This is a genomic window from Rhizorhabdus antheiae (assembly GCF_049889055.1).
Lineage (GTDB): Bacteria > Pseudomonadota > Alphaproteobacteria > Sphingomonadales > Sphingomonadaceae > Rhizorhabdus.
Genome location: NZ_JBLTWO010000001.1, coordinates 102,518 through 120,849, shown reverse-complemented (window position 1 = coordinate 120,849; position 18,332 = coordinate 102,518). Strand labels below are relative to the sequence as shown.

Genomic DNA, 18,332 nt, shown 5'->3' with positions numbered 1-18,332 from the left:
GTCATCCGTTGCTGATCCTGATCCGGTCATTGTCGCCGACGCCGAGAGCGTGGGCGGTTTCGGTGTCGATCGTTACGACGTCCTCATGCACCGTCGCATGCGCCTGCACGGCGCGGAACGCGTCGATGTCGACAGTCGAGAGAAGGTGCGGCACCGCGTCGATGTCGGGCGTACCGACGCAGACGCGGGCGACGCGGCTGGCGCGCAGCGTCAGCAGATTGTCGCGGCCGCAGGTCATGGTCGGCCCGCCGTCGAAGATGTCGATCAGTCCCGACGCCTCGAACCCCTCGCGCTCCAGCAGCCGCTTTGCCGCCTCGCCATCGCGGTGGACGCGGCCGATCGAGCGGCAGGCTTCGCCGTCGATCAGCTCGACATAGATCGGGTGACGCGGGGCGAGGTCGAGGATGAACTGCCCATCGGTCGAAGTGACCATGCGATCGGCCTCCTCGAACGGCAGGCGGAAGAATTTGGAGGCGACCCCGTCCCAGAAGGGCGAATGGTCGCGTTCGTCGAACCAGCCGCGCAGTTCCGCCATGACCGTCTGGGAGAAGCGCAGCGGCGCCGATCCGATCAGCATGTAGCGGCTGCGCGCCAGCAGCCGGCCGGCGCCGCCGCTGCGCCGTTCGGGGCGGAGGAACAGCGAGCCGACCTCGGTCCAGCCGCCGCATTCGTTGACCAGCACCAGCGCCTGATGGTCGAAGCGCATGTCGATCGCGGCGCTGTACTGGGCGAGCGTCATCACCCGGAAGGAGAAATGCGGCCGCCGCATGCCCACCGCCGCGCGGACGCCAGCGACGCCCTCGATGCGACCGGTCGCCGCGTCCTCCAGCATCAGCGTGTACCAGGCCTCGGCCGGGGCGATGCTGCCGGCGAAGCTGTCGGCGGACAGCTGCAGCCGCTGCGCCAGCACGTCGCGGTCCTCGGGCAGGCTGGTGAAGCCCCGGCCCGAGAGGACCGCGAGCTCCATCAGCGCGGGCAGGTCCGCCGGCCCGGCGGGCCGGACCACCAGCATCAGGCGGCCGCTTTCGCCAGGCGGGCCCGTGCATCGTCACAGGCCGCATCGAGACGCTTCACCGCCTCCACGATCTCCTCGGAGGTGATGATCAGCGGCGGCAGAAGGCGCACGCAATTCTCGCCCCCGCCGGCCACGAGCAGGTCATGATCGCGCGCGATGGCCATGAACTCGCGGTTGTTGGGGATCATCTTGAGGCCGATCAGCAGCCCCTTGCCGCGCACTTCGGCGATCAGGTCGGGATGGCGGGCGGCCAGTTCGGTCAGGCGCTCGCGGAACTCGGCGGAGACGGCCTCGACATGGGCGAGCATGGCGGGCTGCGCGATCTCGTCGAAGGCGGCAGTCGCGACGGCCATCGCCAGCGGGTTGCCGCCGAAGGTGGAACCATGGACGCCGACGATCATCCCGCTCGCGGCGTGATCGGTCGCCAGGCAGGCGCCGACCGGGAAGCCGCCGCCGAGCGCCTTGGCGACGGCCATGATGTCGGGCGCGGCGTCGTCGAACCACTGGTGCGCGAACAGCTTGCCGGTCCGTCCCATGCCGCACTGGACCTCGTCATAGATCAGCAGCACGCCATGCTGGCGGGTCAGTGCGCGCAGCCGGGTCAGCCATTCGCCCGACAGCGCCCGCGCGCCGCCTTCGCCCTGGACCGGCTCGACGATGACCGCAGCGGTAGTCGGCCGCGCGATGGCCTCCTCGATCGCCGCCTGGTCGTCGAGCGACAGCTGGACATAGCCGGGCAGGCGCGGGCCGAAGCCCTCGAGATAGGTGGCGTTGCCCGAGGCGTTGATCGCTGCGTAGGTCCGGCCATGGAAGGAGCCGGCGAAACCGATGATGTCGATCCGCTCGGGCTGGCCGGCAGCGGCGTGGAAGCGGCGCGCGGTCTTGATCGCGCATTCGACCGCTTCGGTGCCTGAATTGGCGAAATAGACGACGTCGGCGAAACTGGCATCGGTCAGCCGGCGCGCAAGCGCCTCCTGGCCGGGAATGCGGAAGATGTTCGACACATGCCACAGCTTGTGCGCCTGCGCCTCCAGCGCGGCGATCAGCGACGGGTGGCAATGGCCGAGCCCGTTGGTGGCGATGCCCGCGACGCAGTCGAGATAGGTGCGCCCGTCCTCGTCGGTCAGCCACACGCCCTTGCCGCTGGCCACCGAGATCGGTGCGCGGTTGTACAAGCCCATGATGCGATCGTCGGTCATCCCCGGTCCTCCATGTCGAAATCCACGCGCCCGATCCGATGGGGCGCGACAAGCTGCTGGATGCGGCCGGCCAGACGGCGCTCGGCCGCCGGCACCAGCCGCGCATAATAAGCCGCGTTGACGGGGCCGAGCCCGTGCTCCGCGCTGAAGCTGCCGCCATAGTCGCGGACGACGGCGTCGAAGATCATCGCGCGCGCCGCCTCGCCCTCGGCGGGCGAATAGGGGCCGGCCTCGGGCGGCCAGACCAGATTGAAGTGCATGCCCCCGTCGCCGATATGGCCGAAGTCGCACAGCCGCAGCTGCGGCGCGGTGGCGGCGAGCCGCTCGATCAGGTCGGCGCGGAAGCGCATGACGTCGCCGCGTCGCAGCGATACGTCGCAGCCGATCACCTTGCCCGAGGCGCGCAGCCCTTCGGGGATCGCATGGCGGATCGCCCAGAGGCCCTCGTCATGCGCGACGGCAATGTCGATCAGGCCGCCGTCGGGTCGTTCCATCCAGGGTTCGAGCGACGCCGCCAGCGCGTCGGCGAGCATCGCCTCCGACAGCGCTGCGCCGCCGGACAGCTCCACCAGCACCGCATAGGGCGGGATGCCGCCGGCGAAGGGGAGGCGCAGGCGCGGAACATGGACGAGCGCGGCTTCCATCGCCGGGCACGACATGCCCTCGAAGGCGGTGAGGAGCGTGCCGAGCCCCGCTTCGAGCGGCGCGATCAGGTCTACCGCCGCTTCGGGGCGTTCGAGCGCGATCAGCGCGGTGATGCGGTTCGCGGGCCTGGGCTGAAGCGCGACGGTCGCCCGCGTGACGATGCCGAGCGATCCGGCGCCGCCGACCCACAGTTGCTTGAGATCGAGCCCGCTATTGTCCTTCCACAGGCCCCGGCCGAAACGAAGGATGGTGCCCTCCGCGTCGGACAGCACGACCTCCAGCCCCAGCAGATTGCGCCGCACGTCGCCATGGCGGAGCAGTCGGGCGCCGCCGGTGTTCGCCGACACCATCCCGCCGATCGACGGATCCGCGCCGAGATCGATCGGGAAATAGAGACCATGCTCGCCCGCTGCCGCGTTAAGCGCAGACAGTGGCACCCCGGCCTCAACATCGGCGGTCCGGTTGATCGGGTCGATCAGCGGCGCGGCGTTGAGACGCTCCAGGCTCAAGACGATCTGGCGGTCGGCAAGGCCGGCGCCGACGAGGCCGGAGCGGGCGCCCTGCGGCACCAGTTGTTGCCCAGCCGCATGGGCCGCGCGGACGAGCGCCGAGACCTCCTCGGTCGAGCCGGGGCGCACCACCGCCAGTGCGGCGCCGCCACCCTGACGTCCGTCGCAGTCATAACGGGCCAGATCCTCGGGCGCGTCGAGCAGGTTGCGCTCGCCGACGATCGCGGCCAGGCCGTCGAGGGTCATGCGACCTTGGTCATCTGAAAGATGCCGGTCGCATTGCCGCTGTCGAAGCTGAGATCGAGCCGCCCCGTCTCCGGATCGCTGTCGCGGGTGATGAACTCATAGAAGGAGCCCGGCACCTGCTGCTCGACGCTGCCGTCATCGGTGCGGAAGCGGCGGGTCACCGGATCGGCGCGATAGGCGGTCTGGCGGACGCGGCCGTTGGTCGAGATCTCGACGCGTTCCTTGATCGGCCGGCCGATCGCGCGCTGCCGGTCGGCAAGCGCCTCGACATCGGCGACGCGGTCGGTCGCATGGTTGAAGGCATTGCCCTCGGTCGCGATCCAGGCCGCCTCGGGCGAGGCCCCGCGCAGGATATGATAGTCGTCGAGGGTCGGCTCGTCATGATGCCGGCCGAAGGCGGCGAGCAGTTCGGGCAGGCCCGCCGCCGCCATGGCGAAGGGCGCCTTATGCGACGCCGACAGCGTGTCGAGCAGCGTCCGGCCCGCGTCGCCGAGCGGGTCGCGCGATTGGCCGAACACGCGCTGCGCGGCGGCGGCGAAGTCTTCGTCGAAGCGGTCGACGTGCAGCTCGCTGACGAAATATTGCGGGATCGTCTCGGCATGGTCGAGATGACAATAGGCCCGGCCGGTCATGTTGAGGCGGGGGAGCGGGTATGTCCCGGCCACCGCATAGCCGAGCGGCTCGAGGATGCGCGAGAAAGCCAGCTGCCCGGCCGGAAGCGCGCCGGTGGGGCCGTCGGCGAACAGGATGGTGCGGATCGCGCCATGATCGAAGCAGACCTTGCCGCCCTCGGCGCGGCGATCCTCGACATAGGCTGCACCGCTCGGCACCGCATGCAGCAGCCCGTCGAACAGGCAGGCGCCGAGCGCCATCGCGACGTCGCCGCGGGTCACCTCGTCGCCGTCGCCACTGCCGATCGCGGGGTCGATCTCGACGACCTCCAGCAGCCGGCGTGTGGCTTCCGTGCCCAGCTGGGCTTCGATCAGGCGTTCGACGGCGCTCATATCCGGTTCCATCATGAAGTGAACTGAAAGACCCTCCATTTACCGCCTTGAGTGCTTGGCTCAAAATGGCATAGCTTCATCTGTAGATGAGGATTTGGAATGTACGAGAACCGCCGAAGGCTGCTTCCCCCGACCGGCGCGCTGGCGGCCTTCGTCGCAGCGGCGCGCTATGAGAGCTTTTCGCGTGCGGGGGCCGAGATCGGGCTGACGCAGAGCGCGGTCAGCCGGCAAATTGCGCAGCTCGAGGACTGGCTGCAGCTGGCACTGTTCCGACGCAAGGGGCGCCGGGTCGAGCTGACCCCGGAAGGGCGGGCTTATGCCGAAAGCGTCGGTCCCGCGCTCGATCGCATCCGCAGCGCCACCGAGGCGGCGCTCAACCGCCGCTCGGATCGCGAAGTGGCGATCGCGACGCTGCCGAGCTTCGGGATGCGCTGGCTCGCCCCCCGTCTGGCGGGCCTCACCGCGCGGCACCCCGACATCATCGTCAACTTCGCGGCGCGCTCCTTCCCGTTCAGTTTCTCGGACGAGCCGTTTGACGCCGCGATCCACTTCGGCCTGCCCGACTGGCCGGGCGCGCGCCACGACCTGCTGTTCCGCGAGGAGGCGATCCTCGTATGTGCGCCGGCCCAGCTCGCCAGAAACCCGATCGAGCGGGCCGAGGACGTGCTGCGCTGGCCGCTGCTGATCCAGTCGTCGCGCGCTTCCGCCTGGGCGCGCTGGCTGCGCGCAGCAGGCGTGTCGGCAGCGCCGCCGGCGCCGAGCGGTTCGTTCGAGCAGTTCCTGATGCTCGCGCAGGCGGCAGCCGCGGGGGCGGGGGCGGCGCTGATCCCGCGCTTCCTGATCGAACCCGAGCTGGCCTCGGGCGTGCTGGTGTCGCCACTCGACATCCCGCTGGCGGGGGAGGAGGCCTATTATCTGGTGACCCCGGCCGAGGTGCCCGAAAGCCGCGCGCTGCGGCATGTGCGCCAGTGGATATTGGAGGAGGCCGCAGCCTCCTCGAATGCTCCCTCCTGACCGATCAGGCGCGGCCGCGAAGCTTTCCGTAGAGGCCCGCGTCGGACAGGATCACCTGCGCCGCATTGTGGCCGGGGGCACCGGTCACGCCGCCGCCCGGATGGGTGCCGGCGCCGCACATGTAGAGCCCCTTGATCGGCCCGCGATAGCCGCCATGGCCGAGCACCGGCCGCGCCGCCCAGAGCTGGTCGAGCGACATATTGCCATGCATGATGTCGCCGCCGACCAGCCCGAACTTGCGCTCGAGATCGAGCGGCGAATGGATCTGCCGGGCGAGGACCGACGCCTTGAAGCCCGGGGCATAGGCCTCGACCGTGTCGATGATCAGGTCCGCCGCCGTCTCGCGTTCGTCGTCCCAGCTGCGCCCGTCGGGCAGGACGGGGGCGAATTGCTGGCAGAACAGGCTGGCGACATGCTGTCCGGGAGGCGCGAGGCTGTCGTCGACGATCGAGGGGATCAGCATCTCGACGATCGGGTGCTTCGACATGCCGTGCAGCTTCGCGTCGAGGAAGGCGCGGTCCATATAGTCGAGCGTCGGGGCGATGATGATCCCGGATTCCAGATGCTGGCCCGGTCCCGGCAGGCAGGTGAAGTTCGGCAGTTCGGACAAAGCGACGTTCATCCGGAAGGTGCCCGACCCCGCCTTGAACGAGCGGATGCGGCGCAGGAAGTCGTTGGGCAGGTCGGACGGGTCCATCAGCCGCTCGTAGAGCAGCTTGGGTCCGACATTCCCGATCACGCGGCGGCCGAAGATCTCCTCGCCGCTGTCGAGGCGAACGCCGACCGTGCGATCACCGTCGACCAGCACCTGCGACACCGGCGCCTCCAGGCTGATCTCCACGCCCAGATCGCGGCACACCTTGGCCATGATCGCGGTGATCTTGCCCATGCCGCCGACGCTGTGGCCCCAGGCCCCCTTCTTGCCGTTCACCTCGCCGAAGACATGGTGGAGCAGCACATAGGCCGAACCCGGCGTGTCGGGGCTGGCATAGTTGCCGACGACCGCATCGAAACCGAAGGCGGCCTTGACCGCCTCGCTCTCGAACCAGCCGTCGAGGACGGTGCGCGCGCTCTTGGTGAACAGGTCGAGGACGTCGCGCTGGCGTTCGAGCGGCAGCCGCGCGAGCGGAAGGCCTTGGCGCGCGCCCGCCATCAGCGTGTCGATGCCGTCGCCGACATTGGGCGGGGCGTGCATGGCGAGGTCGCGCAGCACGTCGGCGACGCCTTCGAGCGCGTCATAATAGGCCGGCAGCACCTCGGCATCATGCGCGCTGAACTTGCGGAATTCGGCCTGGGTGCGCTCCAGCCCGCCGCCGAGCAGCAGATAGCCGCCGTCGGGCTGGGGCAGGAAGTTGGAGACGGGCCGCTCGATCACGCGATAGCCATGATCGGCCAGCCGCATGTCGGCGATCACCTTGGGGTTGAGCAGGCTGACCGTGTAGCTCGCCACCGAATTGCGGAAGCCCGGATGGAATTCCTCGGTCACCGCAGCGCCGCCGACGACGTCGCGCCGTTCGAGCACGCGCACCTTGTGCCCCGCGCGGGCGAGGTAGAAGGCACAGACGAGGCCGTTATGGCCGCCGCCGATGATCACGGCATCATAATGGGTCGACATCGCTTTCCCCCTATTCCTCGATCTGATTTCTAACCCTGCGCGCGCGGGCGCCGGCTCCAGCCCGGTGCGGGCGCATGGTGCAGGCGGGCTTCGGGGATCAGGCCCCGCATCTTCCGGCAGAAATTGCGCAGCGCCACCTCGGTCTCCGACAGCGGACCGACGGTGAAGCTCCTCGATGCCATCCCGTCCTGCACCCGCTGGATCAGCCATGTATCCTCGGCGTTCACCTGACGGTTGATGCGCCAGTTGAGATAGCGGGCGGCCTTCATTGCGCGCCGGTCGTCGGGCACGGCATAGGCGATCTCGCGGATCAGCGTCTCGGTCGGGGAGACCGGCAGCCACTGCATGAAGTCGACCTGATCCGGGTAGATGTCGAAGGCGAAGTTCGGCCACAGCTTGAAATAGGTCCACAGCCGCTTGCGGTCCTCGGGCAGATGCGGAACGTCGGGCAGGATCGCCTGATAGGCGCGCTCTGACGGGTTGTTCGACAGGCGGTCGCGGATCGGCGCGGCCATCTTGTCGACATGCTCCATCGCCTCGACCGTATAGCCATTGCCCATCAGCCGGGTGAGCCCCGGATGGGCGACGACGATGTGCAGCCCGTCCGAATAATTGTCGCCGACATTCTTCCAGTTCACGGTCCGCGGGCGCAGCGTGACCCGGCCGAAGGCGCGCATGTCGGCGAAGCGATAGGGCTCCACCTCGGCCGCATAGGGCTGCATCATCTCGGCGACCGACGGGCCGCCATCATCCTCCAGCCGGACGAAGATGAAGCTCTGCCAGATTTCGACCTGCACCGGCGCCAGGCCGTGTGCCGCGCGGTCCATGCCGCCGTAGGTCTGCGACAGCGGCAGGCCGGTCAGCGTGCCTTTGAGGTCGTAGCTCCACGCATGATAGGGGCAGGTCAGCCGGCTCGCGCAGCCCGAGGGGCCGTCGACCAGCCGCGCGCCGCGGTGGCGGCACACATTGGTGAAGGCGCGCACGACCCGGTCGTCGCCCCGCACGACGATGACGCTTTCCCCGATATAGTCGAGCGTATGATAGTCGCCGACCTGCGGGATGTCGCTTTCATGGCAGACGATCTGCCAGGACGGTCGGAATACGCGCTCCACCTCCGCGTGGAAGAAGTCCGGATCGGAATAGGTCCAGGCCGGCAGGCTCCAGCCCGCATCGGGATCGGATCGGACATCGGAACGAGGCTGCGTGGCCATGGCAACTCCTGCTTGTTTGACACTTGTATAATAAGCGGCGGGGAGTCGCAAGATGGGCTCGTTTGACGACTGTCAAACAGTGATGCAGGATCGGCCCCGGCCCGCTCGACCGGGCCGGCACGAAGGGGGATCAGCATGGCGGGCAGGCGCGGCGTGACGAGGGCGGTGACCGGTCTGGCGGCGCTGCTGTCGCTGGCGACGGCGGGGCAGGTCTGGGCCGAGACCAGCTATGTCCGCGCCGGGCGGCTGATCGATACCGAAGCGGGCAGGGTGCTGACCGACCGCCTGATCCGCATCGACGACGGCAAGGTGACCTCGGTCGCGCCTTATGCGCCACCGCCGGCCGGGGCCGCCTTGATCGACTGGTCGGCCTATACCGTGTTGCCCGGCCTGATCGACATGCACACCCATCTCGCCGACACCGAGCAGAGTGCCAATGTGGCCGAGCCGCTGCTCCATTCGGAGGCGGACATCGCGCTGCTCGGCGCCCGCCATGCGCGCGACACGCTGATGGCGGGCTTCACCTCGGTGCGCGACGTCGGCACCTTCCGCGCCTTCACCGACGTGGCGCTGCGCAACGCGATCGAGGCCGGATCGGTCGAGGGGCCGCGCATGGCGGTCGCCGGGGCCTATATCACCGTGCCGGGCGGGGGCGGCGAAGTGACCGGCACCGCGCCCGACGTGGGCGTGCCGCCGTCGATGCGGATGGGCGTCGCCAGCGGCCCGGAGGAGGTGAAGGCGAAGACGCGGATGCTGTTCCAGCGCGGCGCCGACTTCATCAAGCTGATCGCGACCGGCGCGGTGCTCGCCGCCGGGACCGAGCCCGGCGCCCCCGAGATGAGCGAGGAGGAAATCCGCGCCGCAGTCGACGAGGCCGCGCGCAACCGCAGCTATGTCACCGCCCATGCCCACGGTGCCGAGGGGATCAAGATCGCGCTGCGCGCCGGGGTGCGCTCGATCGAACATGCGTCATTGATCGACGACGAGGGCATTGCGCTCGCCAAACAGAAGGGCGCCTGGCTCGTCATGGACATCTATAATGGCGACTATATCTCGGAGGTCGGCCGCCGCGACGGCTGGCCCGCCGACATCCTCCGCAAGAATGACGACACGACCGAGGCGCAGCGCCAGGGCTTCGCCAGGGCGGTCAAGGCGGGGGTGAAGATCGCCTTCGGCACCGACGCGGGCGTCTATCCCCACGGCCTCAACGCCCGCCAGTTCCGCTACATGGTCCGCTACGGGATGACGCCGATGCAGGCGATCCAGTCCGCCACGACCAGCGCCGCCGCTCTGATGGGTAAATCCGCCACGGTCGGCGAGATTGCGCCGGGCCATTATGCCGACCTGATCGCGGTTGCCGCCGACCCGCTCGCGGATATCGGAGCGCTGGAGCGGGTCGACCATGTGATGAAGGGGGGGAGGGTGGTGCGGTAGGGGGCTGGAGTATTTTGGCGTTCCCGGCTAGCCGGTCGAACGCCAGAGTGGATCGAAAGCGCATATCGGTTCGTGACACTCTGAATGGCGACGATTGGGCCGGTTCGAGAAGACGACTGTCGAAACAACCATGCCCACGCACGGCGCCACATGAGATGAGAGGTTATCGATGATTATGCCATGGCTCAGACATGCGTTGGTTGTTGCTATGGCTGGAACTCTCAGCGCCTGCGCGACGCTGTCCTCGATGCCGGTCGGGAACCGGGCTGTGCCGCAGCCGGCCAAGGCTGTCGAAATCGATCGCTATCTCGGCCGCTGGTACGAGCTCTTTCGCTATGACGCGCCATTCCAGAAGGACTGCGAGGCAGTCTCGGCCGACTATTCGCGCAACAGCGACGGATCGATCCGGGTGGTAAACAGTTGCCGTATGGGCAAGATCGACGGGCCGCTCAAGACCGCTACGGGCAGAGCGAAGATCGTCGACCCTGCAACGGGTACCAAGCTCAAAGTATCGTTCTTCGGCCCGTTTTATGGCGACTACTGGGTGCTCGACCATGACGACGATTATCAGTGGTCGATCGTGGGCGAACCTTCGGGGCGCTACCTGTGGGTTCTGTCGCGCGAGGCCGATCCCTCCGAAAGCCGCAAGGCCATGCTCCGGCGGCGGGTGGAGGAACTCGGCTATGACGGGTCGCTGGTGCGTGTCACCAGGCATTAGGCCAGGGAGCTGGACGGTGTGGGCCAGCCGGGCCGCGTCGAACAGCTTCTTGGCTTAACCCGCATCGCGCACGATCTGGCTGGCCCAGGCTTTGTCCTGCGGCATTGTCCTGCAAGCGCTTTTAGCTGGCTTTGACGAGCGGTGGCTGTTCGGTCCTGAGCCCGCTGAGCGAATAGGTGGCCGTAGGCGCCAAAAATCGAAAGCGCGTGCACCGCCGATGCTCCTAACAGCACCCCCTCACAACTGCGCCAAAATCGTCCGATCCGTAATCCGGCTCTCGTCCACCAGCAGGAAGGCTTTGCTCAGGATGATCGACACGAGGCTGTCGCCGGTGAAGGGGAGTTTGATCGTCTCGTTGGGCTTCCCCGGATGGCCCGGAACGATGCAGAGATAGCGTTTGCTCGGCAGCATCTGGATGTTGCCCGATCCGAAGTGGATCGCATAGCTGTGCCGCTGTCCCTGCACGACCAGGGACTTGTCGGTCACCTCCAGCCGGTCGGCGATCGCCAGTTTCGGGACGATGGCGGCGATCAGCGTCCGTCGGGTTTCCGCGCTCTGGCCGAGATCGCCGAAGGCCCAGGTGCGCCAATAGTCGCCGAACCGGCCATCCGGTCCGCCGTCGGTCCAGGCCGGATCATTGGCGACGCTGGTGACGGAGACGAACAGGTCGACATCGCGCAGCATTTCCGAAAAGACGATCGGCGGCACCGATTCCAGCGGCATCGTCCGGCGGTCGCGGTCGAGGAAGCGGACCTGGTCGGTCGTGAGATGCAGCGGTATATCGGCTGCGCTGTGGCGGCCGTCGTCCACGGGGACGACATCATATTCGATCGCCATTTGGTGATGCGGAAGCAGCCGGGTCGGGATGTTGCAACTGTCCCAGGCGCCGAGGAAGTCGAACGTCCAGCCGCGGGCCTGACACAGCGCGCGGAACTGATGCTGGCGCACGATGTGGGCGGCGAAGCGGTTCGAATAGGTGCCGGTGCGGCGTTCGGCGTCGGTCAGGACATAGAGTTCGCGATGCGCCTGCTTGATCGGCTGCGTCAGATCGAGCGCGACGATGCGATCGCGCCAGGCCAGCACCGTTTCGGGATCGCTGTCGAGCGGATGCCACAGCCGCACCATGCCGGCTGCGGGGACCGGAGCGCTGCCGGCGAGCGTCAGCAGGCGATCGACCTGGGCGATGGCGTCCAGCGGGCCATCCGGCCCTTCGAAACGCCAGATCAGCGCCTGCGCGACCTGGCGCCGCAGCGGGTGATCGAGAAAGGTCCGCCGCCATCCCGAGGTATCCCAGTGCCGATCCTCCAGCCAGGATTGTTCGAGCCGCAACGCCTGGGCGGCGCGGGCTGCTTCGATGTCCTTCGCCGCCTGCCGGATCGATGCCAGCTCTGCCTTATGGTCGCGCTGGACGGCAGCGGGCACTGTTTTCAGGGAGCGCTTGTCCTCGGTCTGCCAGCGGATCTCGACGTCCGCTGCGTCGACGACGATGTTCGCCGTGAACTCGCCCAGCCTGTGGGTCGACATTCCGTCGCGCGCCAGCCCGAACGTCGGCAGCGCACCGTCTTCGAGATCGGCCAGGTTGCTACCGAGCCGTCCGGCCATGGTCGTGAGGAGTTCGTCGAGCAGCTTCCGGGTAGACGGGAGCTTGAGCCGGGTCCGCAGGCGGAACAGTTCGGCCGCCCCCGCTTCGCCGTCGCCGCTTTCCGACAACGTCCAGAGCGCGGCATTGCCGAGTTTCACTGAGCGCGCGCCGATACCGGAGACCTTGCGAAAGCATCTCTCCGCGAAGCGCCCGACCGCTCCGACAAGCCCGGGCTGTGCCCAGGCCGAGGCGAGCCAGACAAGTCCCCTGAGGATGTCGAGGCTGGGATCAGGCTTGGCCGGGTCGGGCGCCGTCTTCTCCATCCAGGCGATCAGCCGCGCGGTAACGATGGCTTCACCGATGGCGTCGACCAGTCTCTGTCCCTCCTTCACCCACTTCGCGGCGGGCCTGCTTTTGTCGCCCGCGCCGGCGGCATAAGCGAGTAGCGCCTGCCATGCGTCGCGATCGGCCGCGTCGAATGACGCGAGCCATGGCGCGAGCGATTTCGCGAACGGACCTGATGGGAGGGGGCGCCGATCGGCCAGTTCGGGTTCGAGCAGCGCCTTCACGCGCGCGAGCAGGGCTCTGTCGAACTTGTCGCTGGGCTGATCGGCGAGGAGGGGCGTCAGCCGCCGCCGGAGCTTTTCGAGCGCGCTGCGCAGAGCGCCCTCGGGAGCTTGCCCGTCCAGCAGCCGTTCTGCCGCGCCGATCACGGAGAGCCCGGCCATGCCATATTGAAGATGGGGTTGTTCGGCCCAGGCCCTGATCGGACCGGCGAGCTGATCGCCGGTGAAGGGCAGCTTCTTCCGGAACAGCTGAGACGCGATCGCTTTGCGCGTTTCCTCGATCTTGATGCCAAAGAGGCCGCCATGGCGTTTGTGGATGACGGCGTTCAGCGCGACGGCGACCTGCATGGCCTCGGGGCCACTTTTCAGCCGCTCCCAAGGCTCGATGCCGCCGAGCTTGACCCCCCTGACTCCGTCCCTGATCACCTCATCGCAGATCGCGGTGATCACGCGGCGCACTTCGGGCGCTGACGGGGAGAGCGGCCCCGACGCGCGGTCCGCGACGGAAGTGTCCGGTGCTCGGCCGCGCGTCTTGAACAGCCCAGCAATGCGGCCGATCAGTCCGGTCATCCGCCGATCAGCGGGGTCAGATAGAGGAACACCGCTTCGCTATCCGGCGTGACGACGATCGCCTCGTCGAGGTCGCAGACCTGACGCTCGTCTACCAGCAGGACGAACTGGTTCCGCCCGAACGCATCGATCGCGCGCTTATATTCGACCGCCTCGTCGAAGCGGTGGGCACGGAAGGAGCCGGCCTGAAAGGAGGCAAGCCCGCCTTCGGGCGTGTCGTCGCGCAGCGGGATGAGGAAGGATCGCGCGCGTGCATGATCGGCGGCGGCCTTGATGCGCTTGCGATTGGCGACGCCCACCTCGTCGGCCACGCGCCTGCGGATCAGCTCACGCGCGGTGATGCGCTCGGTCGCAAGGCGCAGCTCGAGCGCGGGCCTGCGCTCCCCCGTTCCGGCACCGAAGCACTCGTCGACGATCTTCAACACTGGCGGCATGGGCGCGCTCCCGCTTGGTCGGCGGATGATGTTACGAGCGGCGTGCGTGGTCCAGCGGGAATTGGGGGGGGAGGCCGAAGTCCCGGCACACCGCATGGTCGACGAGCCAGATTTGGCCGTGAAGTCCCTGCGCCGGCCGCGCATGGGCGCGGCCGAGCCTGGATCGCGTTACTTCTTGTCCTTGGGCTGCCACATCGTCAGCCCTTTCGCCTTTTCGGCGAAGGCCGCGCGATCGGCGGGCGAGATATTGGCGCGGCCCGTCACAACGCCCATGCCGATCTTGCACTTAACGAAATAGCTTTCGTCGGCCTCGACCTCCAGCGCCAGCTTGTCGGTGACTTCGCCTTCGGTGAAAAATTCAGGCTTCCCCGGTTCGGCCGAGATCACATAATATTTGCCCGATCCCAGCCGGGCGACTTCCGCCTCGCCTTCGTGAACCGCGCAGCCCAGCGCAGCACCCATGATCGAACCGGGGCGGAAGAATATGATCTGTGCCTTGCCGGGCTCGGGAGCCGGCAAAGCTCCGGATTTGGTAACGAGCGGTGCGTTCACATCCTGCGCCATCGCGCTGGCGCTTGCCGCCAACAGCATGATCGACAGCATCCCGCTCCGAATGATTCTCGGCATTAGCTTTTCTTCAGTTGGGTGATGGAATAGGACAGGGCTTGTCGCCAAGCGGCAGTTGCACCGCGCCGGACAGTTTCGCGTTGCCGCGAGTGTCAGCGGTAAGAGTCATGTCGCTGCCGTCGATCAGGAAGCCGGCGAGCGGGACGATAGCGCTGGCACCCATTGCGGCGCCAAAATGGGACCCCCGCTGCCGCCGAAATGGAAGCGGTCTATTCGAATATGTTGCGGCCCGCATTCCAGGTAGCGGACCATCACGATCAGTTCGCCGGCCTTGCCACCCCATCCAGCCTTGGCGACGTGCGAAACTGCCCCACGCCCGGTCAGCCCGATCGGCAGGATCAGCCGTCTGACGGCCTTTTGCCGCAACTGTGGTGACGAGCGGTTTGTCAGCCGTTTCGAAGCAAACCGGGCACTGCCAGGAACCCCTTCCGATCGACAATAGTTCGATCCTCAGGCGTTCCGCATGGTTGGCGTTGCATTCGACTTCCGCTTCCAACGATAGGAAGCGGTGGGCGGTTTGACTGTGAGCACCGGCACTATCAGGACAATGTGCTGATGCGGGGGAGGTCGCGCCATTAGGTTAGGTCTTCTTTTCATGTATCAGAGATTGACGGAATCTGGGCTTGAGGACTGCCTCTATGAACACCGCTAAATGTGCGTTGCTGCTTGTTTCTGCCGGTCTGGCTTCCACCCCGATTGCGGCAAGCGCAAAGAGCTTGGCTCCATGGCTGGCCCAGCCCAGACTAGACAGCCGTCACGCGCCCGTGATCGAGCAGGACGGACTGCGGTTCCGCGATCTGAACCGGGATGGTCAGGTCAATCCCTATGAAAACTGGCGGCTTGAACCCGTTGCCCGCGCTGCCGACCTGGTGGCGCGCATGACCCTGGCGGAAAAGGCCGGAACCATGATGCATGGCTCGATCCCAGGCATTGGCAATTTCGTAGGGTTTTCAACCGAAGGCTATGATGTCTCGCTGTTCCGGCCAGACGTGACCGAACGGAATGTGACCAGCTTTATTACGCGCCTCGCGGTTGGTCCGCGCCGAATGGCGGAGGAGAATAACAAGCTTCAGGAAATTGCAGAAGGGGCACGTCTTGGCATCCCACTGACCATCAGCACGGACCCACGTCATCATTTCCAGTTTGTTCTGGGCGCCAGCAGCATGGGCGTGGGTTATTCGCAGTGGCCAGAGACATTGGGCTTTGGCGCCCTGCGTGACACGAAACTGATGAAGCGTTTTGCCGAGGTAGCGCGAAAGGAATATCGCGCGACGGGTATCCATCAGGCTCTCTCGCCGCAGGCTGACCTATTTACTGAACCACGCTGGGCACGCGGGACAGGAACCTTCGGTTCTGATCCGCAGGTCGTTCGCGATCTGGTGGCAGCTTATGTTGAGGGGTTTCAGGGCAGTCCGAAAGGCCTGCAGCCTGACGGCGTGCTGACGGTTGTGAAGCATTGGGTTGGCTATGGGGCCACGCCTGAGGGCTGGGACGGGCACAATCGATATGGCCGCTTTGCAAAAGCGACGAACAAGAGCTTTTCTGCTCACGTCAAAGCGTTTGACGGTGCATTTCGGGTCAATGTTGCTGGCGTGATGCCCACTTATTCGATCATACAGGGGGTTTCGGTCTCGGGCAGACCGCTGGAACAGGTCGGGGCTGGGTTCAACGCGCAGTTGCTTCAAGACAAGCTGCGCAAGGAGAAACGATTCGATGGTATCATCCTGTCTGACTGGGCGATCACCAACGACTGCAAAGCGGAGTGTGTTTCGCCGACCAAGCCGCAGGGACCGGAATCCATCGCCATGCCTTGGGGCGTGGAGAATCTGAGTGAGCTTGAACGTTTCGCCAAAGGCATCAATGCCGGCATCGACCAGTTTGGGGGCGTCACTGATGCGGGCATCATTGTTGAGGCTGTCAACAAGGGCCTGGTGAAGGAAGCCCTGCTCGACGCAGCGGCGAAGCGCGTTCTTGTTACAAAGTTCCAGATGGGGCTGTTCGAAAATCCCTATGTTGATCCAGACGCTGCAGCGCAGTCTGTCGGAGCGGCTCAGGCGAACGATGAGGGGTTTGCCGCACAAGCTGCGTCTCAGGTCCTATTGAAGAATGACGGTATTTTTCCCCTGAAGGCCGGAACGCGTGTCTGGCTGAAAGATGTGGACGCCGATGCTGCGCGCGCGCGCGGTCTTGTCGTCGTTGACAAGCCGGAAGAGGCTGATGTGGCGCTGGTGCGTCTCGGTACGCCGTCCGAACGGCCGCATCCTTTCCACTTCTTCGGCAGGCGCCAGAATGAGGGGCGGCTTGATTTCCGCGCCGGAGATGCCGGGCATGATCTGGTCAAGGACCTTAGCGGCAAGACCCGGGTCGCACTGGCGCTGTTCGCGGATCGTCCCGCTGTGCTTGGACCGGTGGACAGCATGTCGAGCGCAATTCTCGTCAATTTCGGGGTATCCGATGCAGCCTTGCTAGATGTCGCTACGGGACGTCTGTCGGCAAGAGGACGGCTGCCTTTTGAACTGCCATCCAGCATGGCAGCCGTGGAAGCACAGGATCCCGCGGTGCCGGATGATAGCGAGGAGCCCTTGTACCGCGCTGGCGCGGGTCTGATGACAGGCAAGAATTAAGAGCTTGGCGATGGCTGGCCCTATGCCCGGCGCGACAGCGCCAACGAACATCAGTTCATTCCTCATCCCCCACCGGCGCCAGCCGCCGCAGCATCGTCCGTGCGAGGCCCAGCGCGCGCTCGCGCGTTAAACGCTCCTGCGACAGGCTGTAGTCAAGCCACAGGCCGTCCATCGTCGCCGAGATCAGCGTCGCCATGTCGCGCGGGGGGACCGGGCCTTGGGGCAGGCGGGCGACCGCGCGGTCGAGGAGGGTCTGGAGGCGGGCGTTGTAATGGCGGCTGACCTCGGCGAAGTCGGGGTTGCTGCGGACCAGCGTCCAGAAGGCGATCCACGCGCCCAATATGTCGGGGTTAGACCATTCCTCGCTGAAATGCACCTCGAACAGCCGGTCGATCGTCGTCCACGGGTCGGGATGTTCGGCTTCCACCTCCTCGGCGAAGCGGCCGATGAAATTGTCGCACAGCTCCTGATAGGTCTCGAGCAGCAGATTTTCGGGGTTGCTGAAATAATGGCGGAGCAGGCCGTGCGAGACGCCCGCCTGCCGGCAGATCTCGCGCCCCGTCGCGCCGCGCGGACCCAGCGTCGCAAGGCAGCGGATCGTGACGGCGAGCAGGTCCTGGCGGCGGATGTCGGGCGCCTGGCGCGCGCGGCGGGCGGGCCTGTCGGCCGTGCCTGTGGCGGCATCCTTGCTGGCGTCGGTCGCGGTCATTGCGCTCTTCTCTAGGCCGCTGCGGTTCAAACGGGAAGCCGTGCGGCTGGTCGTCGCCCGCGTCAGCGCGTCCCGGCTCGGATCAGCGGAGCGGGGCGGTTGATGAAGGATTTTAGCGCGAAACTGCTCTGGATGTGGGCGACGCCGGGGATGTTGGTCAGCACGTCGAGGAAGTCGCGATAATGGTCGAGGTCGCGGACCACGCAGCGCAGCAGATAATCCGACCCGCCCGACATCAAAAAACCGCTCATCACCTCCGCGAGCGACGCGACCTCGGCCTCGAAGGCGTCGAGCGAGGCGCGCACCTGCTTTTCCAGCGTGATCGAGACGAACACGCTCATCGCCCCGGCCAGCTGCTTCTCGTCGAGCCGGGCGAAATAGCCCGTAATGTAACCCGCCTCCTCCAGCTGGCGGACGCGGCGGATCGTCGGCGTCAGCGACAGGCCGATCGCGTCGGCGAGATCGCGCCAGGTGATCCGGCCGTCCTGGCTGAGCGTCTGCAGGATTCGGATGTCGTAGCTGTCGAGGTCGGTCACCGCGCTCTTCTCCTGCCTGATGGTCCATATGACCATAAAGAGCCGTTAAAGTAGTTCAAGATACCAAGATCGCT

16 protein-coding genes are annotated in these 18,332 nt (G+C 66.5%); 4 read left to right on the top strand and 12 right to left on the bottom strand.

Annotated elements, in window-relative coordinates; all coding sequences use genetic code 11:
• Nucleotide 1: 1 nt before the first annotated feature.
• The 4 genes from ACNI3R_RS00485 to ACNI3R_RS00470 are packed head-to-tail and all read right to left on the bottom strand — an operon-like array spanning nt 2 to nt 4,633.
• Nucleotides 2-1,012 carry an arginine N-succinyltransferase gene (locus ACNI3R_RS00485; RefSeq protein ID WP_426178997.1) on the bottom strand — a complete coding sequence of 337 codons (1,011 nt, stop codon included), beginning with the start codon at nt 1,010-1,012 and terminating at the stop codon, nt 2-4.
• A complete protein-coding gene (locus tag ACNI3R_RS00480) occupies nt 1,012-2,214 on the bottom strand; it encodes an aspartate aminotransferase family protein (protein ID WP_426178996.1) in 1,203 nt (400 codons plus the stop codon). The genes ACNI3R_RS00485 and ACNI3R_RS00480 overlap by 1 nt, the downstream gene beginning before the upstream one ends.
• Nucleotides 2,211-3,614: an FAD-binding oxidoreductase gene (locus ACNI3R_RS00475; RefSeq protein WP_426178994.1), complete on the bottom strand. Its 1,404-nt coding sequence runs from the start codon at nt 3,612-3,614 to the stop codon at nt 2,211-2,213. Before ACNI3R_RS00475 ends, ACNI3R_RS00480 begins: the two co-directional genes overlap by 4 nt.
• Nucleotides 3,611-4,633, bottom strand: coding sequence for a DUF1338 domain-containing protein (locus ACNI3R_RS00470; RefSeq protein ID WP_426178992.1), 1,023 nt, complete (start codon nt 4,631-4,633; stop codon nt 3,611-3,613). The genes ACNI3R_RS00475 and ACNI3R_RS00470 overlap by 4 nt, the downstream gene beginning before the upstream one ends.
• Nucleotides 4,634-4,717: 84 nt before the next feature.
• Here ACNI3R_RS00470 and ACNI3R_RS00465 point away from each other — a divergent pair, with 84 nt between their 5' ends.
• Nucleotides 4,718-5,632, top strand: a complete 915-nt coding sequence (locus ACNI3R_RS00465) for a LysR substrate-binding domain-containing protein (RefSeq protein ID WP_426178991.1) — start codon at nt 4,718-4,720, stop codon at nt 5,630-5,632.
• A gap of 4 nt (nt 5,633-5,636) precedes the next feature.
• Here the strand turns inward: ACNI3R_RS00465 and ACNI3R_RS00460 are convergent, their stop codons facing one another.
• Entirely contained in the window at nt 5,637-7,247 is a 1,611-nt protein-coding gene (locus ACNI3R_RS00460; protein WP_426178989.1) for a phytoene desaturase family protein, read from the bottom strand.
• A 29-nt stretch (nt 7,248-7,276) separates the two neighbouring features.
• Nucleotides 7,277-8,458 carry an aromatic ring-hydroxylating oxygenase subunit alpha gene (locus ACNI3R_RS00455; protein ID WP_426178988.1) on the bottom strand — a complete coding sequence of 394 codons (1,182 nt, stop codon included), beginning with the start codon at nt 8,456-8,458 and terminating at the stop codon, nt 7,277-7,279.
• A 135-nt stretch (nt 8,459-8,593) separates the two neighbouring features.
• On the opposite strand from ACNI3R_RS00455, the gene ACNI3R_RS00450 reads away from it, so the two are divergent.
• A complete protein-coding gene (locus ACNI3R_RS00450) occupies nt 8,594-9,892 on the top strand; it encodes a Xaa-Pro dipeptidase (RefSeq protein WP_426178987.1) in 1,299 nt (432 codons plus the stop codon).
• Nucleotides 9,893-10,100: 208 nt separating this feature from the next.
• The gene (locus ACNI3R_RS00445) at nt 10,101-10,610 is read left to right on the top strand and encodes a lipocalin family protein (RefSeq protein WP_426178985.1); all 510 of its coding nucleotides are present in this window, start codon (nt 10,101-10,103) and stop codon (nt 10,608-10,610) included.
• 237 nt (nt 10,611-10,847) lie between these two features.
• Here ACNI3R_RS00445 and ACNI3R_RS00440 read toward each other — a convergent pair whose 3' ends face one another.
• The 4 genes from ACNI3R_RS00440 to ACNI3R_RS00425 all read right to left on the bottom strand — a co-directional run bounded on the left by ACNI3R_RS00440 (nt 10,848) and on the right by ACNI3R_RS00425 (nt 14,552).
• On the bottom strand, nt 10,848-13,328 hold the full coding sequence (locus ACNI3R_RS00440) for a DUF4132 domain-containing protein (protein ID WP_426178983.1): 2,481 nt from the start codon (nt 13,326-13,328) through the stop codon (nt 10,848-10,850).
• Nucleotides 13,325-13,762 carry a hypothetical protein gene (locus tag ACNI3R_RS00435; protein WP_426178982.1) on the bottom strand — a complete coding sequence of 146 codons (438 nt, stop codon included), beginning with the start codon at nt 13,760-13,762 and terminating at the stop codon, nt 13,325-13,327. Before ACNI3R_RS00435 ends, ACNI3R_RS00440 begins: the two co-directional genes overlap by 4 nt.
• A 168-nt stretch (nt 13,763-13,930) precedes the next feature.
• Nucleotides 13,931-14,389, bottom strand: coding sequence for a DUF2846 domain-containing protein (locus ACNI3R_RS00430; RefSeq protein ID WP_426178980.1), 459 nt, complete (start codon nt 14,387-14,389; stop codon nt 13,931-13,933).
• A gap of 10 nt (nt 14,390-14,399) precedes the next feature.
• Nucleotides 14,400-14,552 carry a hypothetical protein gene (locus ACNI3R_RS00425; RefSeq protein WP_426178979.1) on the bottom strand — a complete coding sequence of 51 codons (153 nt, stop codon included), beginning with the start codon at nt 14,550-14,552 and terminating at the stop codon, nt 14,400-14,402.
• A gap of 475 nt (nt 14,553-15,027) precedes the next feature.
• Here ACNI3R_RS00425 and ACNI3R_RS00420 point away from each other — a divergent pair, with 475 nt between their 5' ends.
• Complete coding sequence (locus ACNI3R_RS00420) at nt 15,028-17,013, top strand: glycoside hydrolase family 3 protein (RefSeq protein ID WP_426178978.1); 1,986 nt, start codon at nt 15,028-15,030, stop codon at nt 17,011-17,013.
• 55 nt (nt 17,014-17,068) lie between these two features.
• On the opposite strand, the gene ACNI3R_RS00415 is transcribed toward ACNI3R_RS00420, so the two are convergent.
• Nucleotides 17,069-17,722 carry a TetR/AcrR family transcriptional regulator gene (locus tag ACNI3R_RS00415; RefSeq protein ID WP_426178976.1) on the bottom strand — a complete coding sequence of 218 codons (654 nt, stop codon included), beginning with the start codon at nt 17,720-17,722 and terminating at the stop codon, nt 17,069-17,071.
• Nucleotides 17,723-17,784: 62 nt separating this feature from the next.
• Entirely contained in the window at nt 17,785-18,258 is a 474-nt protein-coding gene (locus ACNI3R_RS00410; protein ID WP_426178974.1) for an Lrp/AsnC family transcriptional regulator, read from the bottom strand.
• Between the last annotated feature and the right edge of the window lie 74 nt (nt 18,259-18,332).

What these genes read in the sequence shown, in the direction of transcription:
- ACNI3R_RS00480 (WP_426178996.1), bottom strand. Translation starts at nt 2,214, where the DNA reads ATGACCGACGATCGCATCATGGGCTTGTACAACCGCGCACCGATCTCG.
- ACNI3R_RS00460 (WP_426178989.1), bottom strand. Translation starts at nt 7,247, where the DNA reads ATGTCGACCCATTATGATGCCGTGATCATCGGCGGCGGCCATAACGGC.
- ACNI3R_RS00485 (WP_426178997.1), bottom strand. Translation starts at nt 1,012, where the DNA reads ATGCTGGTGGTCCGGCCCGCCGGGCCGGCGGACCTGCCCGCGCTGATG.
- ACNI3R_RS00450 (WP_426178987.1), top strand. Translation starts at nt 8,594, where the DNA reads ATGGCGGGCAGGCGCGGCGTGACGAGGGCGGTGACCGGTCTGGCGGCG.
- ACNI3R_RS00435 (WP_426178982.1), bottom strand. Translation starts at nt 13,762, where the DNA reads ATGCCGCCAGTGTTGAAGATCGTCGACGAGTGCTTCGGTGCCGGAACG.
- ACNI3R_RS00455 (WP_426178988.1), bottom strand. Translation starts at nt 8,458, where the DNA reads ATGGCCACGCAGCCTCGTTCCGATGTCCGATCCGATCCCGATGCGGGC.
- ACNI3R_RS00475 (WP_426178994.1), bottom strand. Translation starts at nt 3,614, where the DNA reads ATGACCCTCGACGGCCTGGCCGCGATCGTCGGCGAGCGCAACCTGCTC.
- ACNI3R_RS00425 (WP_426178979.1), bottom strand. Translation starts at nt 14,552, where the DNA reads ATGGGTGCCAGCGCTATCGTCCCGCTCGCCGGCTTCCTGATCGACGGC.
- ACNI3R_RS00420 (WP_426178978.1), top strand. Translation starts at nt 15,028, where the DNA reads ATGAACACCGCTAAATGTGCGTTGCTGCTTGTTTCTGCCGGTCTGGCT.
- ACNI3R_RS00465 (WP_426178991.1), top strand. Translation starts at nt 4,718, where the DNA reads ATGTACGAGAACCGCCGAAGGCTGCTTCCCCCGACCGGCGCGCTGGCG.
- ACNI3R_RS00440 (WP_426178983.1), bottom strand. Translation starts at nt 13,328, where the DNA reads ATGACCGGACTGATCGGCCGCATTGCTGGGCTGTTCAAGACGCGCGGC.
- ACNI3R_RS00430 (WP_426178980.1), bottom strand. Translation starts at nt 14,389, where the DNA reads ATGCCGAGAATCATTCGGAGCGGGATGCTGTCGATCATGCTGTTGGCG.
- ACNI3R_RS00470 (WP_426178992.1), bottom strand. Translation starts at nt 4,633, where the DNA reads ATGATGGAACCGGATATGAGCGCCGTCGAACGCCTGATCGAAGCCCAG.
- ACNI3R_RS00445 (WP_426178985.1), top strand. Translation starts at nt 10,101, where the DNA reads ATGGCTGGAACTCTCAGCGCCTGCGCGACGCTGTCCTCGATGCCGGTC.
- ACNI3R_RS00415 (WP_426178976.1), bottom strand. Translation starts at nt 17,722, where the DNA reads ATGACCGCGACCGACGCCAGCAAGGATGCCGCCACAGGCACGGCCGAC.